The organism is Oleidesulfovibrio vietnamensis (assembly GCF_055388115.1).
This window is the reverse complement of the sequence record NZ_AP042419.1, coordinates 1573500-1590861: the sequence shown is the minus strand read 5'-3', so window position 1 is coordinate 1590861 and position 17362 is coordinate 1573500. Positions and strand designations below refer to the sequence as shown.

The 17362-nt window shown below is 57.3% G+C and carries 16 protein-coding genes; 7 read left to right on the top strand and 9 right to left on the bottom strand.

The genetic code is table 11. The annotated features are described in order from the left end of the window. Positions 1-35: 35 nt before the first annotated feature. The 7 genes from ACZ5D1_RS06960 (at position 36) to dsrP (ending at position 6786) form a co-directional block, all read left to right on the top strand. Entirely contained in the window at positions 36-1049 is a 1014-nt protein-coding gene (locus ACZ5D1_RS06960) for a hypothetical protein (protein ID WP_273195499.1), read from the top strand. A gap of 217 nt (positions 1050-1266) precedes the next feature. Beyond that, positions 1267-1797, top strand: a complete 531-nt coding sequence (locus ACZ5D1_RS06955; RefSeq protein WP_011368152.1) for an RsbRD N-terminal domain-containing protein — start codon at positions 1267-1269, stop codon at positions 1795-1797. A 30-nt stretch (positions 1798-1827) separates the two neighbouring features. Beyond that, on the top strand, positions 1828-2832 hold the full coding sequence (dsrM, locus tag ACZ5D1_RS06950) for a sulfate reduction electron transfer complex DsrMKJOP subunit DsrM (protein ID WP_464556359.1): 1005 nt from the start codon (positions 1828-1830) through the stop codon (positions 2830-2832). A 9-nt stretch (positions 2833-2841) separates the two neighbouring features. Beyond that, positions 2842-4452: a sulfate reduction electron transfer complex DsrMKJOP subunit DsrK gene (dsrK, locus tag ACZ5D1_RS06945; RefSeq protein ID WP_011368154.1), complete on the top strand. Its 1611-nt coding sequence runs from the start codon at positions 2842-2844 to the stop codon at positions 4450-4452. Positions 4453-4454: 2 nt separating this feature from the next. After that, positions 4455-4835, top strand: a complete 381-nt coding sequence (gene dsrJ, locus ACZ5D1_RS06940; RefSeq protein ID WP_464556357.1) for a sulfate reduction electron transfer complex DsrMKJOP subunit DsrJ — start codon at positions 4455-4457, stop codon at positions 4833-4835. Then, positions 4835-5611, top strand: a complete 777-nt coding sequence (gene dsrO / locus ACZ5D1_RS06935; protein WP_011368156.1) for a sulfate reduction electron transfer complex DsrMKJOP subunit DsrO — start codon at positions 4835-4837, stop codon at positions 5609-5611. Before dsrJ ends, dsrO begins: the two co-directional genes overlap by 1 nt. Before the next feature lie 11 nt (positions 5612-5622). Continuing rightward, a complete protein-coding gene (gene dsrP / locus ACZ5D1_RS06930) occupies positions 5623-6786 on the top strand; it encodes a sulfate reduction electron transfer complex DsrMKJOP subunit DsrP (protein WP_011368157.1) in 1164 nt (387 codons plus the stop codon). A 413-nt stretch (positions 6787-7199) separates the two neighbouring features. On the opposite strand, the gene hydF is transcribed toward dsrP, so the two are convergent. From hydF to ACZ5D1_RS06885, 9 genes are all read right to left on the bottom strand, one after another. Beyond that, positions 7200-8402, bottom strand: coding sequence for a [FeFe] hydrogenase H-cluster maturation GTPase HydF (hydF, locus tag ACZ5D1_RS06925; protein ID WP_464556354.1), 1203 nt, complete (start codon positions 8400-8402; stop codon positions 7200-7202). After that, the gene (hydE, locus tag ACZ5D1_RS06920) at positions 8395-9408 is read right to left on the bottom strand and encodes a [FeFe] hydrogenase H-cluster radical SAM maturase HydE (RefSeq protein WP_011368159.1); all 1014 of its coding nucleotides are present in this window, start codon (positions 9406-9408) and stop codon (positions 8395-8397) included. The genes hydF and hydE overlap by 8 nt, the downstream gene beginning before the upstream one ends. Before the next feature lie 100 nt (positions 9409-9508). Continuing rightward, the gene (gene hydG, locus ACZ5D1_RS06915) at positions 9509-10918 is read right to left on the bottom strand and encodes a [FeFe] hydrogenase H-cluster radical SAM maturase HydG (RefSeq protein ID WP_011368160.1); all 1410 of its coding nucleotides are present in this window, start codon (positions 10916-10918) and stop codon (positions 9509-9511) included. 13 nt (positions 10919-10931) lie between these two features. After that, positions 10932-11189, bottom strand: a complete 258-nt coding sequence (locus ACZ5D1_RS06910; protein WP_011368161.1) for a TM1266 family iron-only hydrogenase system putative regulator — start codon at positions 11187-11189, stop codon at positions 10932-10934. Positions 11190-11290: 101 nt separating this feature from the next. Then, on the bottom strand, positions 11291-11632 hold the full coding sequence (locus ACZ5D1_RS06905; protein ID WP_011368162.1) for an iron hydrogenase small subunit: 342 nt from the start codon (positions 11630-11632) through the stop codon (positions 11291-11293). A gap of 9 nt (positions 11633-11641) precedes the next feature. Continuing rightward, positions 11642-12961, bottom strand: a complete 1320-nt coding sequence (locus tag ACZ5D1_RS06900) for a [FeFe] hydrogenase, group A (RefSeq protein ID WP_011368163.1) — start codon at positions 12959-12961, stop codon at positions 11642-11644. Positions 12962-13447: 486 nt separating this feature from the next. Next, positions 13448-15100, bottom strand: coding sequence for a hydantoinase/oxoprolinase family protein (locus tag ACZ5D1_RS06895; RefSeq protein WP_464556350.1), 1653 nt, complete (start codon positions 15098-15100; stop codon positions 13448-13450). After that, the gene (gene pdxA / locus ACZ5D1_RS06890; RefSeq protein WP_455696251.1) at positions 15084-16181 is read right to left on the bottom strand and encodes a 4-hydroxythreonine-4-phosphate dehydrogenase PdxA; all 1098 of its coding nucleotides are present in this window, start codon (positions 16179-16181) and stop codon (positions 15084-15086) included. Before pdxA ends, ACZ5D1_RS06895 begins: the two co-directional genes overlap by 17 nt. Positions 16182-16283: 102 nt before the next feature. Next, on the bottom strand, positions 16284-17189 hold the full coding sequence (locus tag ACZ5D1_RS06885) for an isoaspartyl peptidase/L-asparaginase family protein (protein ID WP_011368166.1): 906 nt from the start codon (positions 17187-17189) through the stop codon (positions 16284-16286). Between the last annotated feature and the right edge of the window lie 173 nt (positions 17190-17362).

Genomic DNA, 17362 nt, shown 5'->3' with positions numbered 1-17362 from the left:
TGCCTGCACCCAGTCCGTTGCCAACCGGAGGATACATGTTCGAGACCCGTAGAAAAGCCCATCTGAGCGGAACACTCATAGCGCTTGCCGGCCTTGCCCTCTGTCTTTACGGCGGCATTTTTCAGGCCGAAGCCCTGTGCTTCACCAGCGGCTGCGCCCTGTTCCGTGATATCACCATCGCCGGCATCTCCCCCTGGTGGGCAGGGGCGGGCGCCTTCGGCATCACTGCCCTGCTGTGTATGATCGGCCGTACGCGGATGGCACGCGGCGTTGCCATGCTCATGCTGCTGGGCGACCTGTTGTTCTTATTTATAATGATATTCACCGCCCCCTGCATACCCTGCCTGTGTGCGGCACTGATAATCATCTGGCTGTACTGGACGCTGACTGCAGACAGCAAGCGGCCGCAACGGATGCGTACGGCACTGGCTCTAGTATGGCTCTCGCTCTTTACGCCCAACATTTTCGCGACGGCAGGAGAAATGACCGGCGGCTGGATAATTCACGGACCGGAACAGGCTGCCCTGCAGATATATTTTTCCCCGAGCTGCCCCGCCTGCAAAGAGGCCGTGCTGGCCATCAGCCAGAATAACCCGCAGCAGGTGGCGTACTTTCCCGTTGCAGAATCAACATCAGACCTGCTGCGCATAAAAAAAATGCAGGAGGAGCTGAAGGCGGGGCGAAGTGTATACGCCGCATTCCGCACCAGCATAACCGCCGCTGTACCGCTGCAGAACGGCGTTCCCCCGGCCGAAGTGGCAATGCTGCAGTGGCGCACTCTGCAAAACAAAGCCCGCCTTGCGCGGATGGGCATAACCACGATTCCGGCCATTGTTACAGCCGGCAAACCCGCCCGGCTGGGCGGTGCTGAACAAGGCATGTCCTTTATTCCTGATCCTGCGGGCGGTTTTGCAGGCTGCAGCGAACAGACAGATCAGGACTGCGACGACACCGGCAGGCAGCCCGCCCCTTTGCTGCGCAGTCCGTCTCCCAGCGACAGTCAGCTTGATGAACTGTTCGACAATGTTCCTGAAGATGTTTCAAACTGATTAGCCGCTCAAAAACGTGCTGTTTCATTGACCTTTCATGCGAATCCTACTATGTGAAAAAAATAATTATCTTTACGTACCGGATTGCAGGTCGGAAAGGACAGAAGCGGCGCTCTCAGTCCGTTGAAATTACTTGGACAAGCGCGGCAAAACCCTTTATAGGGGTTGCGCTGTTCCAGCCGGGCACAAACCTGCAACCATCATCAGGTAAGGGCAAATGACTATCTACGATTTGCTGAAAGCGAACAGAGAAACACTGGTCGGCCAATGGATTGCGCAGATACAGGAAACGTATCCCATAGATACTGTTGGCTTTTTGCGCAGCCGTAAAGACCAGTTTCACAACCCCGTAGGTGACAAGACCGAAAAAGCAGTCGCCGCCCTTTTCGATATGCTGGCAGAAGACGGCATAGATCCGGAAAAAGCGGCACAACCTCTGGATGATATCATCCGCATACGCGCCATCCAGAGCTTTACTCCCGAACAGGCCGTCGCCGTCATTTACTTTTTAAAAACCATCGTGCGCAATGCGCTTGGTGCACAGATTGCGGAACACCGGCTTTATCCGCAGCTGCTCGCACTGGAAAGCCAGATAGACACCATGGTGCTCATTTCCTTTGGCATATACGCCAAGTGCCGTGAAAAACTGCACATAATGCGTGCCGAAGAGTACAAGCGTCGCTACGCACAGCTCATACGCAGAGCTGAACGTATATTGGATACGCCGGCAGGGGAACCGGACATATAACAACCGATAGCCTAGCAGCGAGGTAACGGAATGATTATTTCACTCTTGGCGGTCATTGCGCTCGGGTGTATCGCCTGGCTGGGAGCCGCATCTGGCTTTCAGCAATTATTCGGGGTGATTATACCATTAGCCGCAGTGCTCGTGTTCCTGGCGGGATTCGTGTACAGAATCATGGATTGGGCAAAATCGCCCGTTCCTTTCCGCATCCCGACAACGAGTGGACAGCAGAAATCTTTGCCCTGGATCAAGCCCAGTCCTCTGGACAACCCTTCCTCCAACGCCGGAGTGTGGGGCCGCATGATCCTTGAGGTGTTGACGTTCAGATCTCTGTTCCGCAACACCGAAGTGTCTCTGGAGAAAGGCCCGCGTGTGGTCTATTACTCCTCCAAGTGGCTGTGGCTTTTTGCCCTTCTTTTCCACTACTGTTTTCTGACCATTTTCATCCGCCACTTCCGGTTCTTCATGGAACCTGTGCCCTTTGCCGTGGGCGGACTGGAACTGCTGGACGGAATGATGCAGGTTGGCGTTCCGCGCCTGTTCATGACCGATGTCATCATTATGGCTGCGGTGCTCTACCTTATCGGCCGCCGGCTGTTCAATGACAAAATCCGCTACATTTCGCTTCCCAACGACTACTTCCCCCTGTTCCTTATTCTCGGTCTGGTGGGCAGCGGTATCTCCATGCGGTACTTCACCAAGGTCGACATTGCCTCGGTAAAGGTTCTTACCATGGGTCTTGTGACGTTGAACCCCGTTGTCCCCGAAGGCATCGGCGCAATGTTCTATGTGCACCTGTTCCTGCTGAGCGTACTGCTTATGTACTTCCCTTTCAGCAAGCTGATGCACATGGGCGGCGTTTTCCTGAGTCCTACCAGGAACCTGCCCAACAACAGCCGCGCCGTGCGCCACGTGAACCCCTGGAACCCGCCCAAGAAGTACCGCACTTACGAAGAGTACGAGGACGATTTCAGGGAACCCATGTTTGAAGCGGGCCTCCCTCTCATGAAGAAACCTGACGAAGCTTCCAAGGAGTAAGGAGTAGCCATGCCTAAGGTGCCAACCCCTGAAGAACTGGTCAAAGTAGATTACAGCATGCCTGCAGGCTCTTGGATGGACACCAAACCGGAGTTCGTCGACGGCAGCTTCTGCTACCCTGCCAAAGCTGAAATCATGGAAGGGCTGGGCATGCCCAACCCGCACACATGGAACCCCGCCGAAGAAGACTGGGGCCTGCCCGAAAACTGGGAAGAGATTATCTATAACGCCATGCAGGAGCGGCTGGAAAAATACCGTTCCTTCAAGGTCTTCATGGATATCTGCGTGCGCTGCGGCGCATGCGCCGACAAGTGTCACTTTTTCATCGGCACCGGCGACCCCAAAAACATGCCCGTGCTGCGCGCCGAACTGCTGCGCTCGGTCTACCGCCGCGATTTCACCACCGCCGGTAAAATTCTGGGCAAGCTGGCAGGTGCCAGAAAGCTTGATAAAGACGTGATCAAGGAGTGGTTCTACTACTTCTATCAGTGCACTGAATGCCGCCGTTGCTCGGTATACTGCCCCTACGGCATCGACACCGCCGAAATAACCATGATGGCGCGTGAGCTGCTGCATGAACTCGGCCTCGGCATCAACTGGATCATGGAGCCGGTGTCCAACTGTAACCGCACAGGCAACCACCTCGGCATCCAGCCGCATGCCTTCAAGGAAATCGTGGAATTCCTGTGTGACGACATCGAAGACATCACAGGCATCCGCATCAATCCCCCGTTCAACGAACCGGGCCACGAGGTGCTGTTCATCACCCCCTCCGGCGACGTTTTCGCCGATCCGGGTATTTACACCTTCATGGGATATCTGATGCTCTTCCACGAGATAGGGCTGGACTATACCCTGTCCACCTACGCATCAGAAGGCGGCAACTTCGGTCTGTTCACGTCAGCTGACATGATGAAAAAGCTGAACGCCAAAATGTACGCCGAAGCCGAGCGTCTGGGTTCCAAATGGATTCTGGGCGGCGAATGCGGTCACATGTGGCGTGTGATCAACCAGTACATGGGCACCATGAACGGTTCCACGCCCTCCTGCATGGAAACTCCCGTCAACCCCATCACCGGCACCGTGTTCCATAACGCAGCCGATACAAAGATGGTGCACATCACCGAGTTTACTGCAGACCTGATAAAGCACAACAAGCTGCGTCTTGACCCCAGCCGTAACGACCACCTGCGCGTCACGTTCCACGACTCGTGCAACCCTGCACGTGCCATGGGTCTTTTTGAAGAACCGCGCGAAGTCATCAAAGCGGTGTGCAACAACTACTTTGAAATGCCCGAAGGAACCACCCGCGAGCAGACCTTCTGCTGCGGTGCCGGCTCCGGTCTGAATACGGATGAAATAATGGAACTGCGCATGCGCGGCGCACTGCCCCGCGGCAATGCCCTGCGGTATGTGCAGCAGAAGCATGACGTAAACGCCATGGCCTGCATCTGCGCCATCGACCGTGCCACCCTGATTCCCCTGGCCGACTACTGGGCTCCGGGCGTTTCCATATACGGCACGCACGAACTGGTGGCCAACGCACTGGTCATGAAGGGCGAACAGAAGCGTACCGTTGACCTGAGGCAGGAAGATCTGCCGGGCATGGAGGATGAATAACCATGTATAACAGCAAATACATCATCCCCGGACTGCTCATCTTCGTGGGTCTGGTGACCTTCCCCTTCTGGGTGAATCTGGTTTCCGCCGAATACAAGCGTCCTGAACTGGCTCTGCCCGCAGACCAGAAAGAATGCATCGAGCCTGTGGAATACATGCGCACCGAGCACATGAACCTGCTTGATACATGGCGCGACGAAGCGCTGCGCGAAGGCAAACGCACTTACACCGCATCCAACGGCAAAGTGTGGGAAACAAGCCTGCAGAATACCTGCATGCAGTGCCACACCAACAAGGCCGAATTCTGCGATAAGTGTCACGAAACCAACAGTGTCGTTCCCTACTGCTGGGATTGCCACGTAGCCCCCAGGGGGAACCAGTAATGTTCGACAGAAGAAGATTCCTCAAGATTGCTGGTCTGTCGGCCCTCGGTCTTGGCGCTGGTTCCGCGATTGGAGTGGCAGAAGCGCTGGCTGCGCCTAAAAAGGATCCTTACAGCGCCAATGCCCATGCGCTGCATGCCGGTCGCTGGGCCATGGTTATCGATACCCGCAAGTTCGAGACTCCCGAAGACTTCCAGAAGCTCATCACGGCCTGCCACAAGCAGCACAATGTGCCCGACATTCCCAATGATCAGCACATTATGTGGCTGTGGACGGACAAGTACGAGCACACCTTCCCCGAACAGGCCAACAACCATCTGTCCGATGAAGTGAAGGAGCGGGACTTTCTGCTGCTGTGCAACCACTGCGAAAACCCGCCGTGCGTCCGTGTGTGCCCCACAAAGGCCACTTACAAACGCCCCGACGGCATTGTTGCCATGGACTACCACCGCTGCATCGGCTGCCGGTTCTGCATGGCAGGCTGCCCCTACGGCGCGCGTAGCTTCAACTACGGCAACCCCAGAGAATACCTGAAGGATATCACCAACCCCGCTTTCCCCACACGTATGCGCGGCGTTGTTGAAAAATGCAACTTCTGCGTCGAACGTCTGGCTCAGGGGCTGATGCCCTCCTGCGTTGAAGCGTCTGAAGGTGCCATTGTCTTTGGCGATCTCAACGATCCGGATTCCGAAGTGCGTCAGGTTCTGGCCGAAAACTTCACCATCCGCCGTAAACCATCTCTGGGCACGCAGCCCGGTGTATACTACATCATCTAAGGGGAGATGCCATGATCGAAAAAGCGCTCAAAGGCTCTCCGGGTTATTACATCTGGCTGGCCTTCCTCGGTTCACTTATCGGCCTCGGCTTGTTTACGTACACCTTCCAGATGAAGCACGGGCTTGCCATTACCGGTATGAGCCGTGACGTTTCCTGGGGATTTTACATTGCCCAGTTCACGTATCTGGTCGGGGTGGCCGCATCCGCTGTTATGCTGGTGCTGCCTGCGTACTTCCACCACTACAAAAAATTCAAGAAGATAATCATCTTCGGTGAATTCATGGCCATCGGCGCGGTGCTGATGTGCATGCTGTTCATCATGGCCGACCTCGGCCAGCCGCAGCGTGCTCTCAACGTGATGCTGCACCCCACGCCTAACTCCGTCATGTTCTATGACATGATGGTTCTTGTGGGCTACCTCATCCTCAATGCCGTCATTGGCTGGGTGACTCTGGAAGCCGAACGTCACGACGTGGAACCGCCTTCGTGGGTGAAACCGCTGATTTACCTGTCCATTGTCTGGGCTTTCAGCATTCACACCGTTACGGCTTTCCTGTACGCCGGTATTCCCGGCCGCCATTACTGGCTTACCGCCATCATGGGGGCCCGCTTCCTGGCTTCGGCGTTTTGCTCCGGTCCGGCAATACTGCTGCTTCTGCTGTTCACACTGCGCAAGTTCACCAGACTGACTCTGGAGACGGAAGCCGTGCAGACCCTGACGAAGATCATCACGTACGCCATGTGCATCAACGTGTTCTTCTTCCTGCTGGAAGTCTTCACCGCGTTCTACAGCGGCATTCCCGGTCACGCACACCCCATCGCCTACATGTTTGCCGGTCACAACGGCCATGTGGACTGGATCACCCCGTGGATGTGGGCAGGCGCCATCATGGCTATCCTGTCTCTTGTGCTGCTCATTCCGCCGCACATCCGCGACAATACCCGCGTGCTGCCTTTTGCGCTGGCTCTGCTGGTTGCCGCAAGCTGGATTGACAAGGGTCTCGGCCTGATCATCGCCGGCTTTACCCCCAACGTCTTTGACAAGGTGACAGTATACGCACCGACAGTTCCCGAGCTGCTCATTTCGCTGGGCATCTTCTCTGTGGGAGCTCTGGTGGTATCCATCCTCTGGAAAGTTGCGCTGGGCGTGAAGGAGGAACGGGGCACACTGTAGCCGCGTTCTGTCCCGACAGATAATACAAGAGCCTGCCCGTTTTCGGGCAGGCTCTTTTCTTTTTATTCCCGTCTTGCCGGAAGAGAACAAAGACCGGCGTGATATGGCCGGTATCTCGGGTCAACGTGCCTGCAGGCTGTTCGGAACACCGCACAAAGCAGATGAGCCCGCAATGCAAGTATGTAAGTTACCGGAGCCTGCAGCCTTGCCGCCGCGGTAATAAGCATGCGCATTGCTGCGTTGCCGCAATAAAATCCATGTACGGCAACCGGAACCGGCAGCATCAGAAGAAGAAACCGAGAAACAGCATACAGGCCGGATGCTGACGGCACACCGCTGCACCGGCGGCAACACAAATCAGCCCTGCAACGGCATTACGGACAGGTTCCGCCGGAAAAGCCGAAACAGCCCCGTTACAACCCGAAAGGAGCGATGACCCGCTCCAGAACGCCCTGCACCTTTGAAATGGCCACGCCGTAATTTGTGACGGGCACCCCTCTGCGTGTACATTCGCGTATGCGCCGCATCATTTCGGCGCGGTTGGTCATGCAGCCGCCGCAGTGCACAGCCAGTGCGTATCTTTCAAGATCTTCGGGGAAATCATGCCCCGCATACATTTCGAATGAAAGCTCTCTGCCGGTGTACTGTGTGATCCAGCGGGGTATCTTCACCCTGCCGATATCATCGGCAACGGCATGGTGCGAACAGGCTTCGCACATCAGCACTGTGTCGCCGTCGCGCAGGGAGTCGATGGCGCGGGCACCTCGGACAAGCAGCTCAAGGTCACCCTTATAGCGGGCAAACAATGTGGAAAAAGTGGTCATGGGAATGTCATCGTCAACGTCACCGGCCACTTTGAGCACCACCTGCGAATCAGTGATCACCAGCGCCGGCGGCGATACAAGCTTGTCCAGAGCAGCTTCCAGTTCGCGCTCCTTCACCACCATCCCCATGGCGTCCGCGTCCAGAACATCGCGCAGCACCTGCACCTGCGGCAGGATCAGACGCCCCTTCGGGGCAGCCAGATCAATGGGGACTACACAGAGAACTGTATCACCTTCGGAAATAAGATCGGAAACAAGCACAGGATCCGCTTTCAGCTCTTCGGGCACCATTTCGACAATGGCCGACTTCAGCTCGCTGATACCCTTTTGCGCCACGGAAGAAACCTGTACATGGCGGACTCCTGCCTCGTGGCAAAAACGAGCATCTTCGGGCCGCACATCTGCTATATCCTGTTTGTTAAAAACAACCAGCGCGGCAATTTCCATTGCCTGCAGATCGGCCAGCATCCGCTTTTCCGCCTCTTCCATACCGGCTTCACTGACAACCAGCAGCGCGACATCCGTACGGGCCAGCACCTTTCTGGCCGAACGGACCCGCATTTCGCCCAGCTCACCGGAATCGTCCAGCCCGGCCGTGTCATAAAAAGTAACCGGTCCCAGCGGCAGCAGCTCATAGGGCTTTGCCACCGGATCCGTCGTTGTGCCGGGAACATCGGAAACTATGGCTATCTGCTGACCGGCAAGGGCATTGATAAGCGAAGACTTACCGGCATTACGCCGTCCCACAAGAGTAATCACCAGCCGTTCGCCGCGTGGCGCTTTGTCAGACATCAGCATTTCCTCCGCATGCCCCGGCAATCCGGCTGAAGCCTTTGTCAGCAACAGGGGTGTACCCGGCATTTCTCAGACGTTCAAAAAGACCGTGCACGGCATCGCGCACATCACGCCCTGCAGCGTTTTTTCCCGGATATATGGAGTAGCCGCCGCGCACCGCGTCGGGAGTGACCGAAGGCATGACAACGTTGGCCCCGGCATCCAGCCCGCGGGTGCGTCCATCGGCTGCCAGTGCATCCAGAGCACTTGTGGCGGGAATATTGGCCCCGGGATTCAAAAGCCGCAGAACTGCTGTCACCAGCAGGCTTTTTTCAATGGCATGATCCACAGGGGCAGCCAGAGGGGTGCTCGGGTGAGGAATGAACGGACCGGCGGCAATCATTTCAAGGCCGAGCTGTGAAAGTCTGTGTATATCCTCCGCCAGTATGGCGTCGGTCATACCCGGAAGACCTACGATGATGCCCGATCCCGTTTCATACCCCAACGACTGCAGCATCTCCACGCGGGCAAGCCGGTCAGCAACCGTACAGCCGGGGCGCAAACGCGCATGCAGAGCTTCATCAAAAGTTTCCATTTTGAGAAGATACCTGTCCGCACCGCAGTCACGCCAGTAGGCATATGTGTCCCGGTCAAAATCCCCCAGCGAAAGAGTCACCGCCACATCCAGCGTATCCCTGATGCGCCGGACAAGATCGCCGATAACCCGCCTGTCGTAGCGCAGGTCTTCGCCCGACTGGAGCACCACGGTACCCGCCCCCAGCTCGCGCGCCAATGCCGCTGCCGCCAGAATGCCTTCCGGCTCCAGCCGGAAACGTTCAAGCCCTGTGTTGGCAACGCGCAGTCCGCAGTAATGGCAGTTTTTTCTGCAATGGTTTGAAAACTCGACAACACCGCGGACATATACGCCGCGCCCGAAAAACCTGTCAGCAACGGTGCGCGCCTCTGCGTACACGGGGCCGCCGCCGGTGGCAGCCAGCATTTCCAAAATATCTCTGGATGTCATAACCCGCCCGGGAAAAGAGAAATTTCAGCTATAGAGCACGTAATGGTAAAGCGGCCGGAAGCCGGAGCTTCCGGCCGCTGTATATGCCTGAAAGAACGGATCAGATGTACAAATCGCGCTCGCCGCCGTCTATGCGCTGCAGACGCGAAGCAACAAGCTCGCGCCTGTTTTCCGGACAGCCTGCCGCCTCTTTTTCAATAAGCTTTCTGCCCGCTTCGCGTGTCGATTCAGAAGCGTAGTCATGCAGATATTCATTGAAGGTAAGCAGCGCGTTGGGATGGCAGAATTCCTGAATGAAGCCTTTTTTTGCCAGCTCCATAAAGTGTTCGCCGGTACGGCCCAGACGGTAACAGGCCGTGCACCACGAGGGCAGGTATCCCAAAGAGACAAGCTCTGCTATGACCTCGTCCAGACTGCGGCTGTCGCCTACGCAGAACTGCTGCACATCGGGCCGGTCGTAGCTCGGGTCGCTGTAGGCACCCGGATAGGTGCGCGAACCCGCACTGATCTGCGAAACGCCCAGCTCAAGCAGTTCACGCCGCATGGCTGCATTTTCGCGCGTGCTGAGAATAAGCCCTGTATACGGCACTGCCAGCCGGAGCACGGCAACCATGCGTTTAAACTGGGAATCGGTAAGCGGGTGCGGCGGATTGAATGCCATATCGGCATTGAGGGCCGGTTCCAGCCTGGGGAAAGAGATGGTATGCGGGCCTACGCCGAAATGTTTTTCCAGATCGGCGGCATGCTGCATCAGTGCAAGAATCTCAAACCGGTAGTCATACAGACCGAGCAGGGGGCCCATGCCCACGTCGTCGATGCCGGCCTCCATGGCGCGGTGCATGGCATACAACCGCCACAGGTAATCCTTTTTGGGACCGCCCAGATGCGCCTTGTCATACGTCGCCTTGTGGTAGGTTTCCTGAAAGCACTGGTAGGTACCTATGCCCACATCGTGCAGCTTTCTGAAGCCGTCCACGGTCTGCGGGGCACAGTTGATGTTCACACGGCGGATTTCACCGCTTTTTTCAGAAACAGTATCATACACCACCTGAATGGTGCGTGCCATCCAGTCGGCATCAAGGCGCGGGTGCTCTCCGTACACAAGCAGCAGGCGCTTATGCCCCAGACGTTCCAGCACTTCCACTTCGGCCCGGATTTCATCTTCCGAGAGAGTCCGGCGCTTCAGATCGCTGTTTGTGGCGTTAAATCCGCAATAGGCACACCGGTTATAGCATTCGTTGGTAATATAAAGAGGAGCAAAAAGAACAAGCCGGTTACCGTAGATGGTCTGTTTAACCTTTTTGGCTGTGGCAAACAGCTCCGCATCCAGTTCTTCGTTATCGAGTTGCAGCAGGGTTGCGGTCTCTTCGGCATCAAGGCCCTTTGCTTCACGTGCCTTGGCGAGAATTTCGCGCACACGCACAGCGTCAGGTTTGGCCGTTGCGGCAATCACAGATTCGATTTTTTCTTCGTCTATGAAGCCTGGCAGGGAACGGGAATCAAAAGACATACGTACTCCGGCATCAGACTAGAGACGCTTTCACCGTTACACTTTCCAGCCGTCCCAGCCTGCCCGTCAACGAACCTATCTCGTCCGTGGAGGCTTCGACGATCAGGGCAATGACGGCAAGCCCCCGCTCGGGACACGGCAACCCCATGCGGGCCAGAATCAGCTCTCCGTGGGTTGTTAGTATCTCATTTACAGCAGTGGCATCGCGCTTTCTGTCGCTGATGATAATGCTGACAACCCCCATTCTTTTGCGGGTCGTAGCGTTGTTCATGGATGTATACCCCGATCCGGTGCTACCTGCGCACCGGACACAGTAGAGGGCAGGCCTCTGGGTCAGTGTAATACCTTCCCGCAGACTGCCCGTTGATGCTTTTACAGGCTCAGCTTCACGCCTTTGGCGCGCAGAGCCTCAAGAGCTGCACTTCTGTCCACATAGTGGGTATGCAGCAGTTCGTGCGATTTATGACCGCAGGGGCCATCATGCAAAAAACCGTCTTTGGCATACAGTTTCTGCACCATGGGGTTGTCCTGCGATTTACGGATGGCGTAGACATTGCGGTCCGTCGCATAGACGGATTTCTGCCGGATTCCGATGAATTCAAGCGTGGCGGCGCATGCCTGCCGTGCCATATTAAAGCCGAAAACGGCATAACCGGCCGCAAAGCCGGCGAGCTTGATAAATCCGCGACGGGATACCGTACCTAATCTGCTCATGCCATCCTCCTATGCCACAGACCGTCTGGTAAACCGACGGTTGATCTTGGTGATAGTGCTCTTGAAAAGGGAAGACTGCAGCATGCCCGGTTCAAGCGGTTGCCCGCCGCCGTTTACGCAGCCGCCGGGACACGTCATCACCTCGATGAAGTGGTAAGGCGATTTGCCTGCGCGCACTTCCTCGCACAGCTTGGCGGCATTGTCCAGACCGCTTGCCACGGCCACTTTCACGGTGCCGAAGTTGGGTACGGGCACTTCTGCCGTATTTATACCCTCATGCGTGCGCACCACCTTGATGTCGGGGTCGGCAAGGGTGCCGCCGGACAGCGCTTCATACGCCAGACGCAGGGCAGCTTCCATTACACCGCCGCTGGTGCAGAAAATGGTGGCAGCACCAGTGGACATGCCCAGCGCGGGATCCGGTTCTTCGGAAGGCAGCGAAGTGAAGTCGATGCCCGCTTTTTTAATCATCCATGCCAGCTCACGCGTGGTGATGGTGGCGTCGATGTCTCTGTACCCGCTGGCATTCATTTCAGGCCGCATACCTTCAAACTTTTTGGCTATGCAGGGCATGATGGACACGGTGTACATTTTTTTGGCGGGTACCCCGGCCTCCTGCGCGCCATACGTTTTGGCAAGCGGGCCGATCATGGCAATGGGGGATTTACAGGTGGAAAGGTGCTTTTCCAGATCGGGGTAGAACGTTTCGGCAAACTTGATCCACCCGGGGCAGCAGGAAGTGAACTGCGGCAGCGGCATATTGCCGTGCTTCACGCGTTCCAGCAGTTCGGTGCCCTCTTCCATGATGGTCACGTCAGCCGTCCATTCCGTATCCCACACCAGATTAAAGCCCAGACGGCGCAGGGCGGCATGCATCTGCCCGCCCACATACGTACCCGTAGGCAGCCCGAAGCATTCACCCAGCGCATAGCGCACGGCGGGAGCAGGCATGGATACGACAACCGTGTCAGGATCCTTGAGTTTTTCGTATAATTCGCCTACAAACGACACCTCTTCATGGATGGCGCCGAAGGGACAGTTTGCAAGACACTGCCCGCAGTTGACGCACGCCACGGGGTCCACGACACCGCGATAGCCGTCTTCGGTCACTTCCTGCATGACGCCTGTGGGACAGTGATACTCACACTCGCCGCACGCCATGCACTTGTCGTGGTCGACCTCCACAAACCGGATGGTTGCGGGGTCTACATCCTTGGGGGCGTTCATTTTATAACGAACACCTTCCATGGTTACCTCGGAGCCTGCGGCAGGTACTTCCAACCCTGCCAAATAGGCTGCGGGCGGGTGCTGTGCTTTGCATCCAGCCATAACCTTCTCCTTGCTTCAGTGTTGCCTGCTCTTATAGACAAGAGCAATGGGAAAAGTGTTACTAAATTGACATTAGTAATACTTGCACTGCTTCAGTGCTATTCTGCGGATATGGCTACCACATCTATGATATCCGCCGCAACACCTGAAATGGAGAATCACTTGAAGAACATCCCGTCCATACTCATTTTTTGCTACCAGCCCAAACGACAACCCGGAGCAGAAGTAACGACTGGTGCACACTCCCGCGCCGGTGGCAAGCAAAAAAGCAAAGACAGGTAGCACGAATAATAAAGCTGGTGCACCAGAACAGCACACCTTGTGACTGAGGGATATATCTTTACCCCGCCGCGCTGCCGGAGTCACCCCCCGGAGGCCCGTGTGCCATATTGAAACACTGCGGCGGTCGCTTTTACACGCAAAAGGCGCGCCCCGTTGCCGGAACGCGCCCCGTGAATACAAAGGCCATATGAGACCCGCGGTGCATCAAAGCGAAATGCCGGGCCGTACCTGACACTTCACACGGATATTACGCCCCTTGCCGCCGTACATATCCACCATGTTGAAAGAACCGGCCTCAAGGACATCCACATCTTCCGGACGGATATGTATTCCCATGCCGGCCAGTGATTCCGTCAGGTACCTGCCGGCATCGGCCACAGCGTCATCCAGATTGTATCCCAGCGGTGTCTCGCGGCGCAGCCCGAGCGTGGGCACAAAAACAAGGCCCTTTTCAGTATCGGCAAAAAGCTCCAGCTCAGCCGTGGTGCGTGTGAGCGCAGCCCCCACGGCGTTGGCCACCGCATGGTCACGGGGTACATCTATGCGTCTGTTCATGACATTACGCAAAAGCGGGGCAAACGCGGCGGCGGGACCTCCCATCACAAACACCCTGCCGGGATTCAGCTTCACACCGTCAAGCAGTTCGATGATGGTATACACAGGCTGCGCATTGACTTCGTCAAGCAACCTGTCCACGGCGGCGCAGATGGTGTTTACCGCTGTGTCCAGCGCTTCGCGGGCCAGTTTTTCCGGATACATGTCCCACAGAGAGGCCAGCTGCCGCACAGCCTCGCGCGAGGCTTCCACGTCGCCCACGGCAGCCACTTCCAGATAATTCATGGCATCCATCAGCGCCACATGTGTTCCGCCGTTGGCAACACAGGGTCCGGACCTGTCCGGCCCCACCCGCACAGCACCCGCGGCAATGCGCAGGCGAGAATCACCGCCCACGCCTATGGAAAGCGTACGCAGCGCCCTGACCAGTGTAGGATAACTGCCGACAGAGATACCGTCATTTTCGATAACCGGAGAACCGGAGGCAAAAAGCGCAATATCTGTCGTTGTCCCGCCGATATCCAGAATCACAGCGTCTTCTCTGATATCGTAAAGAGCCACAATGCCCATAACGCTGGCCGCAGGGCCTGAAAGAATGGACTCGACGGGCATACGCCGTGAAACAGCCAGCGGCATGGTGCCGCCGTCGGCTTTGAGAATATGCACAGGCGCGGTTACGCCCTTGGCACGGGCAGAAGACTCCACGGCATCGGCAAAGCTGTTGTAAAGCCGCCACACAGCTGAATTGTAATACGCAGTTGCCACCCTGCGCGGAAAACTGAGCTGACCTGAAAGCCGGTGTCCCATGGACACAAAGTCGCCGCACTGCATGGCTTCATGCGCCATGGTTTCTTCATGATCGGGGTTACGCGTGGAAAATTTACCCACCGCCGCATAGACACGTATGCCGGAATCGCAGCACCGGCGCACCGCAGCGGCCAGTTCGTCCTGCTCCATGGCGGCTATTACTTTACCGCGGTGGTCGATGGAACCGGAAAGAGGAAAAAAGAATCCGCCCTGCCGGAAATTTTCAGGATCAATGCCCGGACCGGACGAAACAAGCACTCCGACATCCTCGGTCTTGCTTTCCACAATGGCATTGGTAGACAGCGTGGTGCTCAGATTCAGCCGTACTATATCCTGCGCCGCAACTGACTGCAGAACACTGTCAAGCGCCTGTGTAACGGAAGACAGCAGGTCGTGGTGCAGTGTGGGCACCTTGGCCCATGCCTGAATCCGCTTCTGTGCATCCAGCACCACTGCATCGGTATGGGTTCCGCCCACATCAATTCCCAGATACATTGACGCACCTCCGTGCACACATATCCGCCGCAAGACGCAGTGCGCTTTCAAAACTGCCGGTGTCCGCCGTATTTCTGCCTGCTATGTCAAAGCCTGTTCCATGATCGACGGACGTACGGACAAAAGGAAGACCCAGCGTCACATTCACGGCATCGGAAAAATGCAGCAGTTTGAGAGGGGCCAGCCCCTGATCGTGGTACATGGCCAGCACCGCGGCAAATTCGCCCTGCGCGGCCCTGTAAAAGACCGTATCGGCGGGATACGGACCTTCGGCATTCAGGCCCATACGCTTTGCCTCGCGCACGGCCGGCGCGATGATGCTTTCGTCTTCGGCACCTATTTTACCCGATTCACCGGCGTGCGGGTTGAGGCCACATACGGCCACGGGTTTGTGACCGGCTCCCAGCGCCCGGACAAACTCCACAGTAAGCGCGATGCAGCGGGCCACGCGCTGGCGGGTCACAAGGCGGGGAACATCACGCAGCGCGGGGTGCGTGGTCACAAGGCTGACCCGCAGCACGTCACCGCACAGGTGCATGCAGACATCTTCATCACGCAGCCCTGCGTGCCGCGCCAGAAACTCGGTATGGCCCGGAAAATCAAAACCGGCCTGCTGCAGCATGGCTTTGTGAAGCGGCAGTGTGACAACACCCGTGGCAGCTCCGTCATTAAGCATGCTGCAAGCCTCCTGCAGAGCCAGTCCGGCAGCGCGCCCGCCGTCGGCTGTGGCTTTGCCGGGGGTCACAGTCACAGTCTCCATCCCCGGGGGTTCGTACAGCAGTACCTGCCCCGGCCGGGCCTTTTCCAGCAGCGCGGCCAGCTGCTGCCTGTCAGCGGCCGCAGTCCAGAACCGGCCGTTTATGCCGCACAGCGTCATAAACGTATCCAGAGCTTTTCCGCTGCCCAGAAGCACCACCGGAGACGCGACTCCGTAACGGAGCGCGCCTCTGCCGCCGTCAGCGCCCAGCACCCGGCAGGCCAGCTCCGGCCCCAGCCCGTTGACGTCGCCCATGGTCACCAGCAAAGGGCAGCGGGCGGCCGCAACATCCTTCAGAGGATCCTGTTTTCTTATTCCAAGCATCCGGTAAAACTATTCCCTTTCGCCGCTGCTGTCCACACTGCACCCGCACGACCGGATAGTGCGGCAGCACACCCGCCCGCATAAAACGGAGCATGCCGCGAATCATTCCGCCATATGCACCGAAGCATGTACGCTGCCGTCGTGGCGGGCATAGGCAAATGCCATATGATCCGTGTTGTGATAAAAACCGTATTCTCCGCGGTTATCCAGCATTATCAGGCCGGCATGGCCCTGCACACGCCTGTGCAGCAGTTCTATGCCCATGCGGGCCGCCTGCATGGCGTCATGCCCGCGCAGACAGTCGCAGGCGCTGCGGGTCATCAGCGTCCGGATGATTCCTTCACCGAATCCGGTGGCGGAGGCTCCTCCGGTTTCGTTGTCGGCATAGGTGCCTGCTCCGCACAGCGGAGAATCACCCACCCTTCCCGGTTTTTTACACGGAGTCCCCCCCGTGGACGTGGCAGCGGCAATATTGCCCCGCACATCCATGGCCACAGCGCCCACGGTACCCTGCGGTACAGGCTTGAAGGCGTCATGCGTGCAGTATCCTTCGCGGCTGCACAGCTTCTGATACAGCTCCAGTTCCCTGTCGGTCAGCAGCTCGCGGGGATCAACCTCCGGCAGCCCGCATTCGCGGGCGAAACGCTCCGCACCGTCGGCAATCAGCAGGCAGAATTCCGTTTCGAGCACCTTACGCGCAATGTCGACCGGTGTCATAAAACGCCGCACTCCGGCTACTCCGCCATAATTCAAAGTACGACCGTCCATTATGGCCGCATCCAGCTCTATCTGGCCGTCTGCATTGAGCACCGCTCCCCGGCCGGCATCAAACGTAGGGTCAGCTTCCATCACGTTGACGGCCGCCTGAACGGCGTCAAGCGCATCAGCTCCCTGCTCCAGCAACGGCCAAGCGGCCTCCACCGCAGCGCGCACACCGTCCAGATGTTCCTGCCGCCGCTCCGCGGGTATGGTCCATGCCCCGCCGTGCACTATTATTCTGGGTCTCATCCTGACATCCCCTGTATCGGTACGAAATGTTGTGCAGTTCACGGCGTACAGTACAGCCGTTTTCAGGCAGCCGTACACTCAGGTACGGGAACGCCGCAACATAAAAAACGGCACGCGCCGCAAAAATGCAGCCGTGCCCGATGCCGCGGTCTCCGTTGCGGCAGGTCTGCCCT

Excerpts from the sequence above, each read along its gene's own strand:
- dsrK (WP_011368154.1), top strand. The coding sequence starts at position 2,842 with ATGCCTAAGGTGCCAACCCCTGAAGAACTGGTCAAAGTAGATTACAGC.
- dsrJ (WP_464556357.1), top strand. The coding sequence starts at position 4,455 with ATGTATAACAGCAAATACATCATCCCCGGACTGCTCATCTTCGTGGGT.
- hydE (WP_011368159.1), bottom strand. The coding sequence starts at position 9,408 with ATGACATCCAGAGATATTTTGGAAATGCTGGCTGCCACCGGCGGCGGC.
- ACZ5D1_RS06910 (WP_011368161.1), bottom strand. The coding sequence starts at position 11,189 with ATGAACAACGCTACGACCCGCAAAAGAATGGGGGTTGTCAGCATTATC.
- ACZ5D1_RS06895 (WP_464556350.1), bottom strand. The coding sequence starts at position 15,100 with ATGTATCTGGGAATTGATGTGGGCGGAACCCATACCGATGCAGTGGTG.
- dsrM (WP_464556359.1), top strand. The coding sequence starts at position 1,828 with ATGATTATTTCACTCTTGGCGGTCATTGCGCTCGGGTGTATCGCCTGG.
- pdxA (WP_455696251.1), bottom strand. The coding sequence starts at position 16,181 with ATGCTTGGAATAAGAAAACAGGATCCTCTGAAGGATGTTGCGGCCGCC.
- dsrP (WP_011368157.1), top strand. The coding sequence starts at position 5,623 with ATGATCGAAAAAGCGCTCAAAGGCTCTCCGGGTTATTACATCTGGCTG.
- hydF (WP_464556354.1), bottom strand. The coding sequence starts at position 8,402 with ATGTCTGACAAAGCGCCACGCGGCGAACGGCTGGTGATTACTCTTGTG.
- hydG (WP_011368160.1), bottom strand. The coding sequence starts at position 10,918 with ATGTCTTTTGATTCCCGTTCCCTGCCAGGCTTCATAGACGAAGAAAAA.
- dsrO (WP_011368156.1), top strand. The coding sequence starts at position 4,835 with ATGTTCGACAGAAGAAGATTCCTCAAGATTGCTGGTCTGTCGGCCCTC.
- ACZ5D1_RS06885 (WP_011368166.1), bottom strand. The coding sequence starts at position 17,189 with ATGAGACCCAGAATAATAGTGCACGGCGGGGCATGGACCATACCCGCG.
- ACZ5D1_RS06955 (WP_011368152.1), top strand. The coding sequence starts at position 1,267 with ATGACTATCTACGATTTGCTGAAAGCGAACAGAGAAACACTGGTCGGC.
- ACZ5D1_RS06905 (WP_011368162.1), bottom strand. The coding sequence starts at position 11,632 with ATGAGCAGATTAGGTACGGTATCCCGTCGCGGATTTATCAAGCTCGCC.
- ACZ5D1_RS06960 (WP_273195499.1), top strand. The coding sequence starts at position 36 with ATGTTCGAGACCCGTAGAAAAGCCCATCTGAGCGGAACACTCATAGCG.
- ACZ5D1_RS06900 (WP_011368163.1), bottom strand. The coding sequence starts at position 12,961 with ATGGCTGGATGCAAAGCACAGCACCCGCCCGCAGCCTATTTGGCAGGG.